Raw genomic sequence first — 18,351 nt, 5'->3', positions numbered from 1 at the left:
TTGGGTATTTTAAAATGAAATTTGGCTTTTATCGGCGAGCAATTATTCATCAGATTAATGCAGTTAGAGAATCTTTCTATTTGAAGAGAATCAGGCGAAATATCAGGAACAAAAACTTTACGATCATTTCAAATAATTGTTGGGGTGGGAGTATATATGAAGATTTAAGTATCCCTTACACCAGCCCAACAATAGGCCTTTTCTTTTTTGCTCCCTGTTATATCAGGTTTATTTCAGCTTTGCGTGAAAACTTGAATGCTGAACTGGAGTTTGTAAAACAATCAAAATATGAAAAGGGTAATTATTTACAAACATTGAATGCGTACCCGATTGGCCTGTTAAATAAAGAGATTGAAATTCATTTTTTACATTATCAATCTGAGGCTGAGGCAATGGAAAAATGGAATAGAAGAGTCAGTCGCGTTAACTTTGATAACCTGTTTTTTTCGTTCTCCGACAATGAGGAATGTGGTATTGATGAGATTGAGGCTTTTGATCAACTACCGGGTAAAAAGGTATTCTTTAGTGCAAAAAAAATACTGGGGATTAAATCATTGATCTTTATAAAGTCATTCCGCAAGCAACAAGTTGTGGGTGATATGTATGATAACAGATGGCATCACAGGCAATATTTTGATGTAGTAAACTGGTTAAATTCGGGTGTATAATAGAGTTAAATGAGCAGCAACGTTTTTTATGAATTACCAACTCCGGCGCAAGAGCTTTTTGGTTGGCCATGGACAGGAAATCTGGATGGAATTAGTTTTGACCCTTTAATAACATGGCCAAAAATTTCGATCGTAACTCCTTCATTTAACCAGGGTAAATATATTGAAGAAACCATCCGTTCAGTTTTATTACAGAATTATCCGAATCTTGAATATATAATAATTGATGGGGGTAGCACAGATGAATCTGTATCCATCATAAAAAAGTACGAGCCATGGATTACCTACTGGGAAACAGAACCCGATCGTGGGCAAAGCCATGCAATAAACAAAGGGCTTGAAAAATGCACCGGAGAGATTTTTAATTGGCTAAACAGTGACGATAGTTATTTGCATGACACATTTTACAACGTAGCCAATGCATTTATTGCTGACCCGGATTTGAAAGTAGTTTCCGGTTTTGAAAATCATATTAGTAGCGCCGGTCAGTTAAGTTTGTACCAGGGCACCGTGTTAGCTGAAACGCTTGAGGAAACAATTGAACTTTGCGAAATTTCGCAGCCTTCTACATTTTTCAGGCTAAGTTGTATAATGAAGGTAAATGGCGTTTCCGAAGATCTGCATTATATTATGGATGGAGAGATGTGGGTGAAATTTTTATTGATGTATGGGCAGGTTAATTTTAGAAAACTGAAAACAACAGTTGTAAATTTTCGTTTTCATGAAAATTCAAAAACAGTCAGTAACAGTCTTGTAAATAATTTTCTTTTTGAGCGATGTAGTATTGTAACAGATCTACAACGTTTTGCGGGGGTACACGATGACATCGTAGACTACTATGTGGATACTATTTATAAAAGTCCTAAAGTATATCAATTGGACAGGAAATGGATTTTGAATGAATCGGTCATTACAAGAAGACATTTATGGCTTTACTTTACCCAAAAGTATGTGATGAAACAGTTTAGACGGAATAATCGTGCCCGTGCTTATTGGGGAATAAAGCAACTGATGGAAAATAGGGCTTTTGATTATTTTCTAGTTAAGAGTATTTTAAAATTACTTTGGAAACGATGACACCGAAGAATACTGAGCAGCCATTGGTTTCGGTAATTATTCCCTGTTACAATGTGAGTGCTTTTGTGGAAAGGGCCATTAGGTCTATTGTGGTGCAAACATATAGCAACCTGGAGATACTGGTAATTGATGATGCGTCAACAGATGATACACTTCAAAAAATACGCTCTGTTAAAGATGATCGGATCAGGGTAGTTGCCTACGAAAAAAACACACAAAAAGTAGGAGCTGTTAATGAAACTTTAAGCCACGCAAAGGGAGAATACATTTGTTTTCAGGATGCAGATGATTGGTCGGAGCCATTGCGTTTAGAGTTACAGTTGAGTGAGTTTAAGTTACAGCCAGAATTGGGTATTTGTTTTACCCGGTATCGCTTTTCAGGTTTAAAAAAAGGTTTACCAGGCCGGGTAGCTCTATCAAATGAGGAGCTTAGAGATGAATTTCTACAATTTGGCAATAAAAAAAATAAGGACTTTGATCCTACCAGTTGCCCAACGATGATGATTACCCAAAAAGCGCTGGAGAGTACTGGTGGATATCATCCTTACTTTGCAGGTAGAGTAGCCGAAGATATTCAATGGATTTACCGCATATTAAAGGAGTTCAAGGGGGGCACTGTTGATAAAGTATTATACAATTATTCTGTAAGAGAGGGATCATTTACTCAAATTCAAAGCGCTGGAAAGAATGCAAAATACGCCTACTCCTGGCAACTGCTTTCGAAAATAATATATAAAGATATTCATGAAGGGATTGATGTTTTAATTCCGGAAAAGAAGAAAGAATTACAAGTACTAGAATTAGAGTCTTGCGAAGAAGCCCTGCTCGTTAAAATTAAACAATTAAACAGTCTACAAGCCAGTTATGAAAATAGCGTGACTTTTAAAATAGGGAAAATTATTCTTACTCCATTGAAGAGCGTCGTTTTTTTTAAAGAGATATGTTTAAAATTATTGAAGAAAAAATGAGAAAAGCATTTCTTCCAATTGTTTGTTATTTCAACCGAAATTTAAGATACGGCAATTCCCAAAATCGGTATCTGCAGTTTTTGGTGATCAGAAGTCGTAGTTTTTTAAAAAATATAATTAAAAGAAATGATCGTTTTGTCAATGAGCTTGGTTCGAAACAAATTGTTCTGCGACATGCAGGAAAGATGGAGTTGCAAACCAATGATTACATTGATCACTGGCTATATACCGGCGCGGATTTTGAACCACATGTAGTTAGACTTTTTCTTAAGATATTGAAGAAAGGAAATAATGTGTTGGATATTGGAGCTAACATTGGTTATTTCTCTTTGATCGCATCAAAGCTTGTGGGGGTGTCAGGAAAAGTTTATTCCTTTGAACCTACACCGTTAACACTTCACAAATTGAATAAAAATATTAGTCTAAATAATTCTTCTAATATAATGGTCTATAACAAAGCGGTATCTGATCATAATGGAAAAGCATTGTTTAAAATTCCGATAGGCATGGTTAAAAATAGCGGTCGTGCCTCTTTTAGGAATATTGAAGAAAATAATCTAACAGTTGAAGTGCAAACGATCACACTGGATTCCATTCTAGATGAAATCCAGCCTGTTCATTTAATAAAAATGGATATTGAGGGTGCAGAAGCGATGGCATTGAAGGGTATGAAAAATCTAATAAAAAGAGATCGACCTATTTTTATAATGGAACTTTCAGATTGCTATTTACAGCAATTGGGAGAATCAGCATCAAATGTTCTAAATTTTTATCGTGAGCAAGCTTACAGAATTTTTATTGCGGGAGAAGAGATCAAGGAAATCTCTAATAATACAGAACTAAAGGATCACCAATACGATATTTTATGTATACCGATTGCAAAATTTGCTCAATACAAATCAATTGTAAATTAGTATAACCAACTAAAGTTGTGAAAATAGCTATTTTAACCAGACCAGAAAATAGTAGCCCATTGATATTGGCTCAATCACTACAAAAGCAGTTTGAAGAAGCTGGTGTACAAATTGATTTATTTGATGAAATAAATGTATTAAACCGCCTGGTTTCATTTAAAAATAATACACTTAGTTTTCATTTTTGGTTAGGGGAAAAAATTGCTAATTATTTTTCAGATAGACGGATTTTAAAGAGATTGAAAAAATACGATGCTGTTGTTATCAGCGAATGTATACCTAATGGTTTTTGGAAACGATTGTACAATGTTGAAAGATTAAAAGCAATCATTAAAAAACCTGTTTTGTTTTATGAAGTTTACTATTTAGGAAATGCACCATCACAAATTGCTCAATTAATCAATTCGGGTGATCCTCTATTTGAACGATATGATTGGCATTTATCGGTAACTGATGTAACAGAGATCAAAACAGAACCAGGCAAAGATTATACCGCTGTTGGGTTTGATTTATCAGATACAGGTTTGCAACCTGTTTCTAAAGAGGAATTTATTGCTTTGGTTGATTTTAAACAACCAGGGTACGAACATATTCACGCTCTGCAAATAGCAACCCTTACTCAGCTTAAAATAAAAACGATCATTCTTGACAGACATTATACAATTGAAGAAATAAGAGGATTGTATAAAGTGGCTTCAGTTTTTTTTATACAGTTTCCTGAAGCTTTTGGGCTTCCAATTGCAGAATGTTTGGCATGTGGGGTGCAAATATTTACGCCGGATTCCGGCTGGCCAATGTCATGGCGATTGGATGAACAGCCAATGCCACATGGAAAGGGCGAACTTCCGAAATGTTTTTCTGTATACGACACAGATGATGATCTTGCAAATAAACTAAATGAATTTAAGCGGGGCTATGATTTAGTAAAAACGCCACAAAAAGTATATGACGATTTTATAAAACATTACCATACGTCCTATTTTGGAAACACAGCCGGAATTGCCGAAATATTAAAATTTATCAAGCATTTCAATAAGGAAAAGTATACAGTAAAAAAATAGAATTTTAAATTTAATAAAAATGAAATTTTACTCTCAGGATGGTCAGGACAAATTTATTGTTGAGAAATTGGTTAAGTACAAAGTTGGAGGGTGCTTTGTAGATGTAGGTGCATACGATGGAGTTGCATTAAGTAATACTTATTGTTTGGAAAAACACTTAGGGTGGACAGGGATTTGCATTGAACCAAACCCTCAAGCATACGAGCAATTGAAGAAGAATAGGACCTGCATTACTCTTAATTGCTGTATTTTAAATAAAAGAGGGATATTAAAATTTCTGTCAGTGAGTGGATGGGGTATTATGCTAAGTGGGATAGTTGAAATGTTTGACCAAAGGCACCTTGAACGAATTGACCAAACTATAAATGATCATGGTGGTAAAAAGGAAATTGTCGATATAGAAGGACTGCCACTAAGTGATATATTTGAAAATTATGGCCTTAAAACTATCGATTATTGCAATATAGATGTTGAAGGAGGGGAAATTAGCGTTTTGAATTCAATTGATTTTTCGAAAGTGGATATAAAGATTTTTACAATTGAAAATAATTATCGCTCCAATAGTGTAAGAAATTTTTTAAAAAACCATGGATATTCGCTAATTGAAATATTGGGTGCTGACGAAGTTTACGAAAGAAAATCGGTTAGGTATCACATGATGATCATGTTAAAAGTTAAACTGTTCAATAATTATTTTAAGCAGCAAAAACAGAACATTAAAAAGCTATTAAAGCCAGGCAAACCTTAATGAAACAGGGTATTTTATTAGATATCGTTAGCACATAATGAAATTAAAAGTTCTTCATATTATTGGCTATGAACAATTGTTTCCTCCAATGAATGGAGGCATGCTGCGATGCTGGAATCTGGTGAACCAACTTTCAAAATATACAGAACTTGATGTTTTGACCTTGCAAAGCGATATCCAAGAAAAAATAAGTAGTCATGAAGTAATTAACTCTTCTACAAATTTTTTATTTCCCGCAAAGAAATCTTTAATACCCGAAAAGTCATTTGTTACGAAAGTTTTAGATGGGTTTATTTATCGCTGGTTTTATCGTACGTTTTCAAGTACAGACTCAAATTTTTTAAGAATAATACCCATAGTAAAAAATATAGAAAATAATAAATATGATTTAATTATTTTCGAGCATCTTGAGTCATTAATGCTATGGAGAAAAATAAAAAAAATATTTCCAACAGCCGTTATAGTTTTTGATGCACATAATGTTGATCATGTGCTATTATCCGGGAAACTTACAAAAACCCAACTTAACAGAATCAGGGCACAAGAATCATCTTTGTTTTTAAAATGCGATTTGATTATAGCATGTAGTATTAATGATGCAAATGTTTTTGCTCAATTAAATCAGTATAAAATACCTGTTAGGGTTGTTCCTAATGGAATAGATACCAAGATGAATTCTTATAACTTTCCTGATTTTTCGGAAAATTTAAATTTGATTTTTTGTGGATCGCTTGATTATGATCCGAATATTCAAGGTCTATGTTGGTTTTTAGAAAATATATGGCCAGCTATTGTTGAAAGACATCCGTCTATAAATTTATCGATTGTAGGACGTGGCAAAATAAGTATTGTTTTGAAAAATCTCTTGCAAAAAAACTCAAGGATTATTTTTATTGGTGAAGTTGATAATGTTGTTCAATACTATCGTAAAGCACATTTCGCTATAGTTCCAATATTACATGGTAGTGGAACCCGGATGAAAATATTGGAAGCAATGAGTTTAGGTATACCCGTAATCAGTACAACAGCTGGAGCAGAGGGGCTGGAATATGAAGCCGATAAAAATATATTGATTGCAAATAGTCCATGTGAATTTAATAGGGCAATTAAGTTTTTTGACAAACCACAAGTGCTAAAATGTATTAGCGAAAATGCAAGAGAACTGGTTGAAAGAAAATATTCATGGGATATTATTGTCAGCAACTTGATGAAAGAATTGATTGAGTTAAAATGAAATCAGTAAAATTATAGTGGTCAAATAAATTAAGAAAGTATTGCAAAAACCTATAAAAATTTGGTTCTCGGATATGTGGAGTGGTTTTGATGTTCAAAATAATTATTTTACCATTCATTTACGCCGAAATTTTAATATTGAATTTGATCCTAAACCAGATTTTTTAATTCATTCTGTATATGGAAAAAATTTTTTAAAATATAATTGTTGCCGCATTTGTATCAGTGGTGAAAATATTAGACCCGACTTTAAGCGAAGCGATTTCCATATTGGTTTTGATTATATTGACAGTCCTACCTATTTGAGATGGCCCCTTTTTCTGATGGGACGTTTTATGCCAGAATATCTTTTAAACAAAAAAGATATTGATAAAATAATGGCAGAGAAAAAAAGATTTTGTTCATTTGTCGTAAGTAATGGGGATGCAAAGAAGCGCATTGATTTTTTTTTAAAGCTAAGTGACTATAAAAAGGTTGATTCTGGAGGAAGATTTTTAAATAACATTGGAGGACCAGTTAATGACAAACTAGATTTCCTAAAACAATCAAAATTTAATATCGCATTTGAAAACGTTTCGTTTTTGGGATATACAACAGAAAAAATATTTGATGCTTTTCTTGCTAATTCCATTCCTATTTATTGGGGTAATCCAAGGGTCAGTGAAGATTTTAATGCAAGGGCGTTTATAAATGTTCACAATTTTGAATCTACCGAAGCACTCATTAGATACATTCAGTATCTGGATGAAAATACAGAAGCATATAAACTCATGTTAGAGGAAAGCCCTTTTTTAGGTAATGAAATACCATCAAAATTCCGCGTTGAGAAATTCATCGCATTCTTTAATCATATTTTTTGTACGACAGGAAAAAGGAAATTTATAAATTGCTTTAAGGATAGGATTGAATATTTAGCTTATAAAACTCATACAAAAATATCCGAGCTTAAGCAGTGGGTTGAACATAGAAAATGAGGATATGTAATTCCCATAATAGTTAATTATTAATAACAAATAAGCTAGGCCGAAATAAAATGGAAGAGAATTTATTGGTGAGCATTTTGATGACTGCCTATAACCGCGAACATTATATCAGGGAAGCGATCGAAAGTGTTTTGGTGTCTACTTATAAAAATTGGGAACTGATTATAATTGATGATTGTTCTAAGGATAAAACTGTCCAAATTGCCGGCGAATATGCAAAAGGTGATGCCCGCATAAAGATATATGAAAACAAAAAAAATTTGGGGGATTATCCGAACAGGAATTATGCAGCGTCCTTAGCAAACGGAGAATTTATTATTTATGTGGATTCAGACGATAAAATATTATCTAACGGAATTTCGAATTTGGTAAAATGCATGAATTCTTTTCCTCTTGCTTCATTTGGAATGTATTCTCGATTATCGGGCGCCCCATTTGTACTTAATTCTACAGCAGCAATTCATGAACATTTTTTTAAAAAGCCTTTTTTAATGATGGGGCCCGGCGGCACTATTCAACGCCTTAGTTTTTTTAGAGAAGTAAACGGATATCCTGAAAAATATGGACCTGCAAATGACATGTACTATAATTTGAAAGTTTGTTGTTATTCGGAAATTGTTCTGTTGCCTTTTGAATTTATGTGGTATCGCAGACATGCGGGTCAAGAAATCAACAACACCACAAGTTATCTTCATAATACATACCTATATCTAAAAGATGCAATTGCAGAACTTCCATTACCGTTAAATGATAGTCAAAAAGCATGGATTATCAAAAAAAATAAACGGCGTTTTGCAGTTAATTTGATAAAGGTATTTGCTACCTCCCTAGACGTTTCGAAGATAAGATCAGCGTGTGCTAAATCAAAGTTTACATTTTTTGATTTTTTGGAGGGAATTTTCCATTAAATCTACTCAGGATTGTTTCACGATTATTTCTTGTAATCGTTTTGTCCCATCATTTTAATACCCAAAACTTGCATAGCCAACCATTTGTTTCAATTATAATTTCAGCGTATAATGCAGGTAAACATATTGAACAGACATTATTGTCCGTTTTAGATCAAACCTGGCAATCCATGGAGATTATAGTGATAAATGATGGGTCAACAGATAACACGGCAGTTATACTAGAACGATATAAAAAAAAGGGGATTACTGTGTTAAGTCAAACTAATAAGGGACAAGACGCCGCCCTAAATTTCGGTTACTCTAATTGCAAAGGCGACTATATCAAATTCATGGATTCTGACGACCTTATTAACCCTGAAATGATTTCAAGACAGATCAATATTCTTAATTATTCAACTGATCATGTTGCATATGGCGAGTGGGGAAGATTTTATAATGATGAACCAAGCTTGGCTGATTTTACCAAGCTTGATTACTGGAAGGACATGAGTCCCCTGGATTTTTTAACGGCAAGACCTGAAGGTGTGATGCTACAATGTGGCATTATGTTAATACCAAGAAAGCTAATTGAAAAAGCAGGCTTATGGGACGAAAGATTGATTCTGTTTAATGATACTGAATTTTTTAACAGGGTGATACTTAAATCAAAGGGAGTTCTTTTTTGCGAAGGTGCTAGACTATTTTATCGTTCAGCTCAAAACGGTAGCATCTCCGCCCAGGTTACACGTAAATTTTTTGAGTCCACTTTTTTGGCAACCAATTTAATCGCTGAACAGCTCCTGGCTTTAGAAGATACTTACCGCATAAGGAATCTCATTTCCAATACTTATTTAAACCAGTATTATCGCATGTATCCTCATTTTCCCGATCTTATTCGTGCACACGAAGAAAAAATTAAATTGTATGGATTTGGCACAGTAAAACCAAATGGGGGTAGGATATTTAAATTAATAAAGGCAATTGTTGGTTGGAAAATCGCAAGCAGAATGCAAGCCCTTTTTTACAAAATGGGGTATAAGCCAGTCAATAATTTTAAGTGAGGACAAAAAAACGATACCAATATGTTAAGTAAGCGGAAAATCTGCTTTCTCTCCGATCATCATTTGTGCATGAACCCGCGTTTGTGGAAGGAGGCGTTCTTCTATGAAAAAAAGGGATTTGATGTGGTGATTCTTTCCATGTGGCATTCAAAAGAATCGTTGAAAAAGGATTGGCAAATAGTAGATGGCCATCTCATAAAATATAAGGCTTATCTTAATCTTATACCTGGTGAAATCAATCCCCTGTCACTTTTTTTTTATCGGTTAAGAAAAAGGTTAGCAGGCGAATTGCAGCGTTTGGGTAAATATGGAACGGGCTGGGCTATTAGTTATTCTCCCGGATTGATGTTTAAAAAAGCTCTACAGGAAGATGCCGTCTTGTATGTAGCTCATTTGGAATGTGCTTTTTATGTTGGCAGGGATCTAATTAAAGCGGGAAAAAAAGTAATTTTCGATTTTGAGGATTGGTATTCCAGAGATTACCTTGTGCCTGCAAGACCGGTGAAATTATTGAAAGCTGCTGAAAAATATGCCCTGCAAAATGGCTTGTTTTGCACCGCTGCATCAAACTCCATGGCAATTGCTTTAAAAGAATGCTACAATTCAGAAAATAAAATCACTGTTATTTACAATGGCTTTTCAATAAAAAGTAAGATACGAAGCAATTTCATTAAAGATGAAGGCAATGAAAGAATAAAATTGCTTTGGTTTTCGAGGACTATTGGAGCCGGCAGGGGCCTTGAATTATTATTAAAGGGTTTGTTGGTTTGTAATGCTGGCATTGAGTTGCATTTATTGGGAGAAATGAAAGCAGGATATCTGGATTTTTTAGAAAGGGAATTTGCGAATCAATCTTTACATAATTTGGTTATACATCCTTTTATACCTCATGCTAAATTGGATGATTTTATAAGCCAGTTTAAAATAGGGTTAGCCATTGAAGAGAATATCAATGACAATAAGCGACTTACGGTATCAAATAAAATTTTACAATATTTGCAGGCAGGTTTGATGGTGCTGGCATCCGATACCAAAGGCCAGCGGGAGGTGGCTGAGCTGTTTCCTGGGGCCGTAACTATTGTGGATATCCATAACCCTGAAGCATTGGCAATGGCGATTGTTCAATTAAGCAAGAAAAAGGATATCAATACCTGTCAGCAAAAGGAAAAATTTGAATCGATATTTTCATGGGAAGCCCAGGAGATTAAATTAAATAGTTTGATAGAAAAGTTTTTATGATTATACAAAATTGGGTAATTAAACTGGTTGAAATGGTTCCGTTTAGTTTGAGGACAAGAATAAAGAATATGCCAGGGCTAAAACAGTTACAGTCAATACTTTTAAGCAAATGGATCAATAATGAAGCCTTCGTAGCGGTTATCTCCGGGGGCCCGGCAAAAGGGCTGGTATTTCCCGTGCAGATGCCACAGGACAAATTGATGTGGATTGGTACATGGGAAATTGAATTTGCGGAGGCATTACGCAATGCTGTAAAACCGGGTTGGGTATGCTTCGATATTGGTGGATACAAGGGATATTACGGAGGCGTGATGGCGCTTAAGGGCGCTTCGGAGGTATTTATATTTGAACCAATGCCGGCCAACGCAACTAAAATAAAGAAGCTGATTGAATTAAATGCTTCTTTGCCAATCAGGTTACAAGAGTTGGCCATTTCGGATACCTGCGGTAAAGCTGTGTTTAAACTAATGCCGGAAGAAACAATGGGAAAACTTGAAGCCAGTTCTTTTCAAAGGGAAGATGAGGAGATAAAAAAATTATCAGTGGAATGTGTCACCCTTGACGAATTGATGAAAAGGGGTATTCCTGAGCCTGACTTTATCAAAATTGATGTGGAAGGAGCTGAAGAATTTGTTTTAAAGGGTGCTGTTGAATTACTGCAAAGGAAGCGGCCCTATTTGATGATAGAAGTCCATTCACCTGAAATAGGTAAAAGATGCCAGGCTATACTGTCAAATCATTATTCCAACATCACGGTACTTGAAACCGGTTTAAGTCCCGACCAAGGATCACCGGAAATCTGCCATTATATTGCGTCTGTTTAAGTGAAAAAGCTACTTATTTTATATCCTCATTTTCCACCAAGTAATCTAGCAGGTGTGCATCGCCCCAGGCTATTTGCACAACACCTGCCGTTCTTTGGATGGGAGCCCGTCATATTAACAGTGAATGAGGAATATTATGAAGAGCCGCTGGATTATAATTTAGTAAAACTCTTACCATCCAGTTTACGAATTGAAAAAGTAAAAGCATTCCAAGTTATCCGTCCAAGGATCATAGGAGACATAGGCTTGCGTGCTTTTTTTCAATTGTACAAAAGAGCCAAACAAATGATTCAATCCGAAAGGATTGATTTTTTATACATCCCCATTCCGTCTTTTTATTGTGCGTTATTGGGGCGCAGGTTGCATCATTCAACTGGAATTCAATACGGGATTGATTATATTGATCCCTGGGTACATTATTTTCCCGGAAGCGATCGCTTATTTTCCCGTCATTGGTTTAGTACAAAAGTTGCCCAATTATTAGAACCGATTGCGGTAAAGAAGGCATCACTAATTACGGGTGTTGCAGCTGGTTATTATGAACCGGTATTGGATCGTAATCCGAAATTGAAACATCAAGCTGTATGTGGTGCAATGCCATATGGAGGTGAGCGAGCGGATCATGATCAGTTAACCCAACTGGATATTCAACCATATTTGTTTAGTAAGAAAACAAACAAAATACAATTGGTTTATGCCGGTGCAATGCTTCCCAAGGCTTACAGCTTACTGGAGGCGATTTTTAAAAGCATGCAGGCGCAGCCGGAATTGGTTGGGCAGGTTGAGTTTCATTTTATTGGTACTGGTAAAGCAACCAATGATCCGCAAGGATTTAATATAAAGCCGCTTGCGGAAAACTATGGCCTATATCAATCGGTTGTATTTGAATATCCCAAACGCATACCCTACCTGGATGTACTGGTTCACTTGAAGCAGGCGGATGGAGTATTTATTTTAGGAAGTACCGAGCCCCATTATACACCGTCCAAAGCCTACCAAGGCATATTGTCGGGCAAGCCCATACTAGCAGTTTTGCATAAAAAAAGCACGGCAGTAAATGTATTGCAGCAGTCCAATGCGGGGATTGTACTGACTATTGATGAAGAAAGTAATGCGGTGGTAATTGCAGATAAATTTCCTTCCTTTTTACAAAGATTTTTTGTTTTTGCCAGACAATTCAGTCCTCAACAGATCAATCAAACAGTATTTGATGACTGGTCAGCAAAATCTATTACCGGGCAGCTAACAGAATTACTAAACAGTGCTATTTTAAAAAATGAAACCAAATGAGCAGAACCCTGTTGAACCAATTCAGGCAACTGCCATGGTTTAGAGGCAAATTAAGGATTGGGCAATATTTTTTTAATGATTATATCCATCAACCAGATCCCGTTTCTTTTACTGCACATTATGACCTTCTTTACAATCTTCCCAACACGGTTGAAAGCTTGGGAATTGTTTTATTAATATCAGGAGTATATCAAAAAAAGGAAGTCGAGTTTTTAATTAAACACATAGAAGAAGGCAGTTTTTATTTTGATATCGGCGCTAACATAGGCGCACTCGGTTTGCCAGTGGTGAAACAAAAACCGGGCATAAAGTACATCGGGTTTGAAGCATCGCCATTAACATATAGCTACCTGGAGAAAAATTTTAGCGAAAACAAAATAACCAATTATGAATTACACAATTTTGTAGTGTATGACAATGATATGCACCCCATGCGATTTTATCAGAGTGAACACTATGGTAAAAGTTCACTGGCACCGACCTATACGAAGAAGTCTATTTTAGTGAATTCCATTTCACTGGATTCATTTTGCTCGGCTAAACAAATCCAACATATCAGCTGGATAAAAATAGATGTACAAGGATTTGAATTATTTGTTTTTAAAGGTATGCATGGGCTGTTACAAAATAAGCAGGTGGATAATATTTTATTCGAGTTTGAATACTGGGCAGAAGCGGACGCAGGGTTGGAAAAAGGCGCCGCACAGGACTACATCAAAGCAATGGGGTATTCATTGTTTACTATGGATGGAGTTGCCTTAACAGAGACAATTCGGGAAGGTAGAGCGATGATTTGGGGAAAGCCATCAGGCAAAAATGAGAAATTGTTTTAATTGTTGGATAGGTATTTATATCATTTAATTGTTTTCCTATCGGCTTTCACAATTCTTTTTTTTATCAAGTGATATATTTTAAAGCCACAGCATGCCGCCTTTGAAAAAACTTGCGATTATAACCACTCATCCTATCCAGTATAATGCCCCCTGGTTTAAACTACTGAACGAAAGGGGAACTATTAATGTGAAAGTTTTTTATACCTGGGGGCAATTGGAGCACCAGCAGAAACTTGATCCTGACTTTGGTAAAAACGTAGACTGGGATATCCCGCTGCTGGACGGCTATCCATATCAGTTTGTGGAAAATGTATCAGCTAAACCGGGCTCACATCACTTTAATGGCATTGATAATCCGGGGCTAATAAACGAAATTGAGTTCTGGTATCCTGATGCGATATTAATATTGGGATGGTGTTTTAAAAGTCATTTGAAAGTGTTACGACATTTCAAGGGAAAGAAGCCTGTTATATTTCGGGGAGACTCTACTTTAATAGATGAAGTGCCGGCATTTTCTATAAAAAAGATGGCGAGAAAAACGTTTTTATCCTGGATATACAGTCACATAAATATCGCCCTGTATGTAGGAACAGCAAACAAGGCATATTACAATAAATATGGTTTGGCTGAGCGCCAGTTGATTTTTGCTCCGCATGCGATCGACAATGAGCGATTCATGAAGCCCGTGTCAAAAATAGACAGGATGGCATTAGGTATACCAAATGCCGCGGCAGTTTTTATTTTTGTTGGAAAAATGGAACGAAAGAAGAATCCGTTTTTGCTATTGAATTCTTTTATAGAACTTGACGATGCTATTGCACACCTGTTGTTCGTTGGCAATGGGGTATTGGAGACGGAATTAAAAACGACAGTAAATAACCTGCCCGCCTTACTGAGTGAACGTATTCACTTTCTTCCTTTTCAAAATCAATTGCAAATGCCTTCCATATACCATGTGGGAGATGTATTAGTTTTGCCTTCCAAAGGGCCCGGTGAAACCTGGGGGTTGGCTGTTAATGAGGCGATGGCATGTGGGAAAGCTGTACTGGTGAGTGACAAATGCGGTTGTGCTCCAGATCTTATTGATGAAGGAGTAAATGGTTATACATTTAAGAGCACTGATAAGGAAGGCCTGATTGCTAAAATGAAATCACTTTTATCACACCGTTCTAAACTACAAGAAATGGGAATCCAATCCTTAAATAAGATATCACAGTGGAATTTTGGTGAAATATGCTCAGGAATTGAGCGTGCCATGGCAAAACTATAACATATCTCAGGAACATAATTTCTACTAACTTGAAAACGCTTTTTCGAACAAATATAAACTGGCCCCTTTTTGTCTTAATCGCAATTTCATTACGGGTGATATTTTTAGACATGAATTGGCCTTCGTATTTCGCACTTTTGTTGTCGCTTCACCAATTTGCACTATTATTTAATTCAATTGGTTATGTAGTGCCAGTTCGTTATTTATTAGGTGCGTTTATGTGTGTACAGTTTTTTATTGGCCCTATACTCGCATACAATGGCCTGGACGCCTATCAATACTTCCATTATAAAATGAAAATTCCGGAATCAGACTATTTCGCTTATGCTATCCCAGCTGTTTGTTTATTTATAATGGGTTTACATATCAAAGCAGGCAAGTTAGATGGTGAAATAGTGGATGAGCGGAAAATAACTTTGTTTGTCGAAAAGAATCCTAAATTACCCTACCTCTTTATAATTATAGGATTTTTGACCAGCGTTCTGTCCGGATTTTTTGGTTCGGAATTAGCATTTGTTTTTTACTTGCTGGGAAGTTTTAAGTTCATTGGTTTATTTTTATTGATACTAGGGACGAAGGAATTAAAGACACTCTCTTTAGTAGTAGTCATCGGCTCTATTGTGTCCTCATCATTGGGTGAAGGAATGTTTCATGACCTTATAACCTGGATCATTTTTACGGGATCAATATTTGCCATAAAGTATAAGATAGGATTTAATACCAAAGTGATTGCCTGCGCAGTCTTTATATTTTTAGCAGTTACTATCCAGGTTTTAAAAGCAAGTTACCGTGCAGCTACCGGAACTGGAAAAGAGGAAGCAGGTATTGAAACCTTTTCAAATTTATACGAAAAGCAGAATGAAAACGGCAGCATTTTTAGCGCTGCAAAATTGGCGCCTGCAACTGTTCGCATCAACCAGGGATTTATTATTACCAATATAATGGTTAATGTTCCGGCGAGAATTCCTTTTTCCAATGGTGAAGAAATGTACCAGTTATTTGAGGCTGCTATCATGCCGAGGATATTGGCGCCTAACAAATTAAATGCCGGTGATAGAACCATATTTATGAAGTATTCCGGACTTCAGATTAGGGCCGGTACTTCAATGGGACTTAGTTCCCTGGGCGACGCCTATTTAAATTATGGTATCTACGGGGGGTGCTTTTTTATGTTCCTGCTGGGGTTGATGTACAGCGCTATTTTAAATATTTTTTATAAACAGAGTAAAAACTATCCTGTATTAATATTATTTACTGCATTGGTTTTTTATTACCCGATTCGTCCGGATTGTGAGCTGCAAACCATCTTAGGCCATTTGTTTAAATCCTGCTTTTTAATTGCCTGTATCATCTATTTTTTCAAAAAGACTTTTCGGGTACAAACGGCTACCGCTAATTGAAAACCATTTTCATAACCATCGATTGGTTTCTCCCCGCCTACAAAGCCGGCGGCCCGGTGCAATCAATTGCCAACCTGGTAGAGCAATATCAGCAGCCCGAGACGAGGTTCAGAATATTGTGCGGCAATACCGATTTGGATGGCAGTGAATTGGCAGGTGTGGCATTTGATTGCTGGACCAGCTATAATGATTGCACTCAGGTTTGGTACGCATCTAAAAAGAGCACGAATGTAAAAACGATCCGGAGGGAAATAAAGGATTCAGGTGCAACGGTACTTTTTATCATTGGCATTTATTCCTGGTATTTTAATATTGTACCGCTACTCTTTGGCGATACAAAAATGAAAATTCTTTCGGCAAGGGGCATGCTGCACCCCGGTGCGCTTTCTCAGAAGGGATTTAAGAAACGAATCTACCTGGCTTTGTTAAAGCTTTCAGGCGTTCAACAACGTTGTACATTTCATGCGACAGATGATACTGAAGCTGGTTTTATACAGGCTGCATTTGGCAACCAAACCAATGTACTGATAGCAGGCAATTATCCACGTATATTTAGTTGGCAACAGGCATCAGAAAAAAAAGCAGGTGTACTGAAAATGGTTTCCATCGCACTGATAAGCCCCATGAAAAATATCCTGCTGGTACTGCAGGCATTGCAACACTGCCGTCTGCAAGTTGACTATGACATTTACGGACCCGTTAAAGACCAGGCTTACTGGCAGCAATGTGTTGCATTGATCAGGAATATGCCGGACAATATCCGGGTTCAATTCAAGGGAGCTATTGAACCTGCGCAAACAGCAGCAACGCTGGGGCTTTATGAAGTGGTAGTGTTGCCCAGTAAAAGCGAGAATTTTGGACATGCGTTATTCGAGGCACTGTCCGCAGGAAAGCCGGTGATCACCAGCCATTTTACCCCGTTCAATGAATTGCAGTTAAACAAAGCCGGCAAAAATGTTTCCATTGAAAATGCTTTGGAAATCACTGCTGCAGTGGATACCTTCGCGGCGATGTCTGCAACTGAGTTTTCGGCATGGAATAAGGGTGCACATGTGTATGCAATCAAACAAGTGGACCTGGCTGTTTTAAAGAAACAGTATGATGGGATGTTTGGGGGGGAGGTGGTGAATGGTGAATCGTGAATGGTGAGTAGTGAGTGGTTAGTGTTTGCTCATTTTTGATGTATTTGAATAGCTGAGTTATACATTATTGAATAGGGCGGTTTTGCAGTTATCTAACAATCTTCTTTTCTTTTTAAATAACCACTGTGCAAGCTTTTAACTTCAGGACGCTTTATAGCAACAGCGCTTATTTTATTAAATTTACCGGGGCATTTTGTGTACTGTATTTTGGTACCAAATTCATTATCGGGATCACTGTACCCGGCGGTTATTATAGTCCGTTTGTTGCCCGTTATTTTGATTACCCCGGCCTGCTGAGATCTTCCCTGTTGCAGGGAACGAGGGTATTGGCTGCCATTGCAGGATTTGATACTTTCAAGGTTGACAGTTATGTTATCCGCATTGTAAATGGTACGGGTGTGCGGTTAGTGTACAGTTGCCTGGGATATGGATTGTTGAGCTTTTGGATTGCCTTTATTTTCGCCAATAATGGGAGTTGGTTAAAAAAGGCAGGATGGATGCTGGCCGGTTGTTTTTTTATCTGGTTGATTAACGTAGTAAGAATTACGCTGGTACTGATTTCCAATTATCAGCAATGGAAAACGCCCGTTACCATGGATCATCATACCTTATTTAATATTACGGTTTACATTGCTATCTTTTGTATGATCTGGTTGTTTAACCGGGCAGAAAAAAAGCAGGCAGTCAAAGAAGCTGCAGAGCAGGCACCAGTGAGTGACCACAATAACATTTTACCCAACTAACCTATTC

18 protein-coding genes are annotated in these 18,351 nt (G+C 36.6%); all 18 read left to right on the top strand.

Going from position 1 to position 18,351, the window contains the following annotated elements:
• Window positions 1-14 precede the first annotated feature (14 nt).
• Window positions 15-668, top strand: a complete 654-nt coding sequence (locus QWZ08_RS09550) for a DUF1919 domain-containing protein (RefSeq protein ID WP_290337172.1) — start codon at window positions 15-17, stop codon at window positions 666-668.
• A gap of 9 nt (window positions 669-677) precedes the next feature.
• Entirely contained in the window at window positions 678-1,745 is a 1,068-nt protein-coding gene (locus QWZ08_RS09545; protein ID WP_290337171.1) for a glycosyltransferase family 2 protein, read from the top strand.
• Window positions 1,742-2,713: a glycosyltransferase family 2 protein gene (locus tag QWZ08_RS09540; RefSeq protein ID WP_290337170.1), complete on the top strand. Its 972-nt coding sequence runs from the start codon at window positions 1,742-1,744 to the stop codon at window positions 2,711-2,713. The genes QWZ08_RS09545 and QWZ08_RS09540 overlap by 4 nt, the downstream gene beginning before the upstream one ends.
• The gene (locus tag QWZ08_RS09535; protein ID WP_290337169.1) at window positions 2,710-3,627 is read left to right on the top strand and encodes an FkbM family methyltransferase; all 918 of its coding nucleotides are present in this window, start codon (window positions 2,710-2,712) and stop codon (window positions 3,625-3,627) included. The genes QWZ08_RS09540 and QWZ08_RS09535 overlap by 4 nt, the downstream gene beginning before the upstream one ends.
• 17 nt (window positions 3,628-3,644) lie before the next feature.
• On the top strand, window positions 3,645-4,688 hold the full coding sequence (locus tag QWZ08_RS09530) for a hypothetical protein (RefSeq protein WP_290337168.1): 1,044 nt from the start codon (window positions 3,645-3,647) through the stop codon (window positions 4,686-4,688).
• Window positions 4,689-4,707: 19 nt separating this feature from the next.
• On the top strand, window positions 4,708-5,436 hold the full coding sequence (locus QWZ08_RS09525) for an FkbM family methyltransferase (protein WP_290337167.1): 729 nt from the start codon (window positions 4,708-4,710) through the stop codon (window positions 5,434-5,436).
• Between the two features lie 37 nt (window positions 5,437-5,473).
• Window positions 5,474-6,670: a glycosyltransferase family 4 protein gene (locus QWZ08_RS09520; RefSeq protein WP_290337166.1), complete on the top strand. Its 1,197-nt coding sequence runs from the start codon at window positions 5,474-5,476 to the stop codon at window positions 6,668-6,670.
• A gap of 40 nt (window positions 6,671-6,710) precedes the next feature.
• Window positions 6,711-7,643 (top strand): glycosyltransferase family 10 domain-containing protein, encoded by a 933-nt coding sequence (locus QWZ08_RS09515; RefSeq protein WP_290337165.1) that lies wholly within the window; start codon window positions 6,711-6,713, stop codon window positions 7,641-7,643.
• 59 nt (window positions 7,644-7,702) lie between these two features.
• Window positions 7,703-8,560, top strand: coding sequence for a glycosyltransferase family 2 protein (locus tag QWZ08_RS09510; protein WP_290337164.1), 858 nt, complete (start codon window positions 7,703-7,705; stop codon window positions 8,558-8,560).
• A gap of 41 nt (window positions 8,561-8,601) precedes the next feature.
• Window positions 8,602-9,603 carry a glycosyltransferase family 2 protein gene (locus QWZ08_RS09505; protein WP_353960479.1) on the top strand — a complete coding sequence of 334 codons (1,002 nt, stop codon included), beginning with the start codon at window positions 8,602-8,604 and terminating at the stop codon, window positions 9,601-9,603.
• A 69-nt stretch (window positions 9,604-9,672) separates the two neighbouring features.
• The gene (locus QWZ08_RS09500) at window positions 9,673-10,842 is read left to right on the top strand and encodes a glycosyltransferase family protein (RefSeq protein ID WP_290337162.1); all 1,170 of its coding nucleotides are present in this window, start codon (window positions 9,673-9,675) and stop codon (window positions 10,840-10,842) included.
• Complete coding sequence (locus QWZ08_RS09495) at window positions 10,839-11,666, top strand: FkbM family methyltransferase (RefSeq protein WP_290337161.1); 828 nt, start codon at window positions 10,839-10,841, stop codon at window positions 11,664-11,666. The genes QWZ08_RS09500 and QWZ08_RS09495 overlap by 4 nt, the downstream gene beginning before the upstream one ends.
• Window positions 11,667-12,956 carry a glycosyltransferase family protein gene (locus QWZ08_RS09490; RefSeq protein WP_290337160.1) on the top strand — a complete coding sequence of 430 codons (1,290 nt, stop codon included), beginning with the start codon at window positions 11,667-11,669 and terminating at the stop codon, window positions 12,954-12,956. It abuts the gene before it with no gap.
• Complete coding sequence (locus QWZ08_RS09485; protein WP_290337159.1) at window positions 12,953-13,789, top strand: FkbM family methyltransferase; 837 nt, start codon at window positions 12,953-12,955, stop codon at window positions 13,787-13,789. Before QWZ08_RS09490 ends, QWZ08_RS09485 begins: the two co-directional genes overlap by 4 nt.
• A 91-nt stretch (window positions 13,790-13,880) precedes the next feature.
• On the top strand, window positions 13,881-15,059 hold the full coding sequence (locus QWZ08_RS09480; protein ID WP_290337158.1) for a glycosyltransferase family 4 protein: 1,179 nt from the start codon (window positions 13,881-13,883) through the stop codon (window positions 15,057-15,059).
• A gap of 218 nt (window positions 15,060-15,277) precedes the next feature.
• Window positions 15,278-16,459 carry an O-antigen polysaccharide polymerase Wzy gene (locus tag QWZ08_RS09475; RefSeq protein WP_290337157.1) on the top strand — a complete coding sequence of 394 codons (1,182 nt, stop codon included), beginning with the start codon at window positions 15,278-15,280 and terminating at the stop codon, window positions 16,457-16,459.
• Window positions 16,456-17,601 (top strand): glycosyltransferase, encoded by a 1,146-nt coding sequence (locus QWZ08_RS09470; protein WP_290337156.1) that lies wholly within the window; start codon window positions 16,456-16,458, stop codon window positions 17,599-17,601. Before QWZ08_RS09475 ends, QWZ08_RS09470 begins: the two co-directional genes overlap by 4 nt.
• Window positions 17,602-17,726: 125 nt before the next feature.
• The gene (locus QWZ08_RS09465; protein WP_290337155.1) at window positions 17,727-18,344 is read left to right on the top strand and encodes an exosortase/archaeosortase family protein; all 618 of its coding nucleotides are present in this window, start codon (window positions 17,727-17,729) and stop codon (window positions 18,342-18,344) included.
• The last annotated feature ends 7 nt before the right edge of the window (window positions 18,345-18,351 follow it).

It is taken from the genome of Ferruginibacter paludis (assembly GCF_030409685.1).
Lineage (GTDB): Bacteria > Bacteroidota > Bacteroidia > Chitinophagales > Chitinophagaceae > Ferruginibacter > Ferruginibacter paludis.
This window is presented reverse-complemented; position numbering and strand designations above follow the sequence as displayed.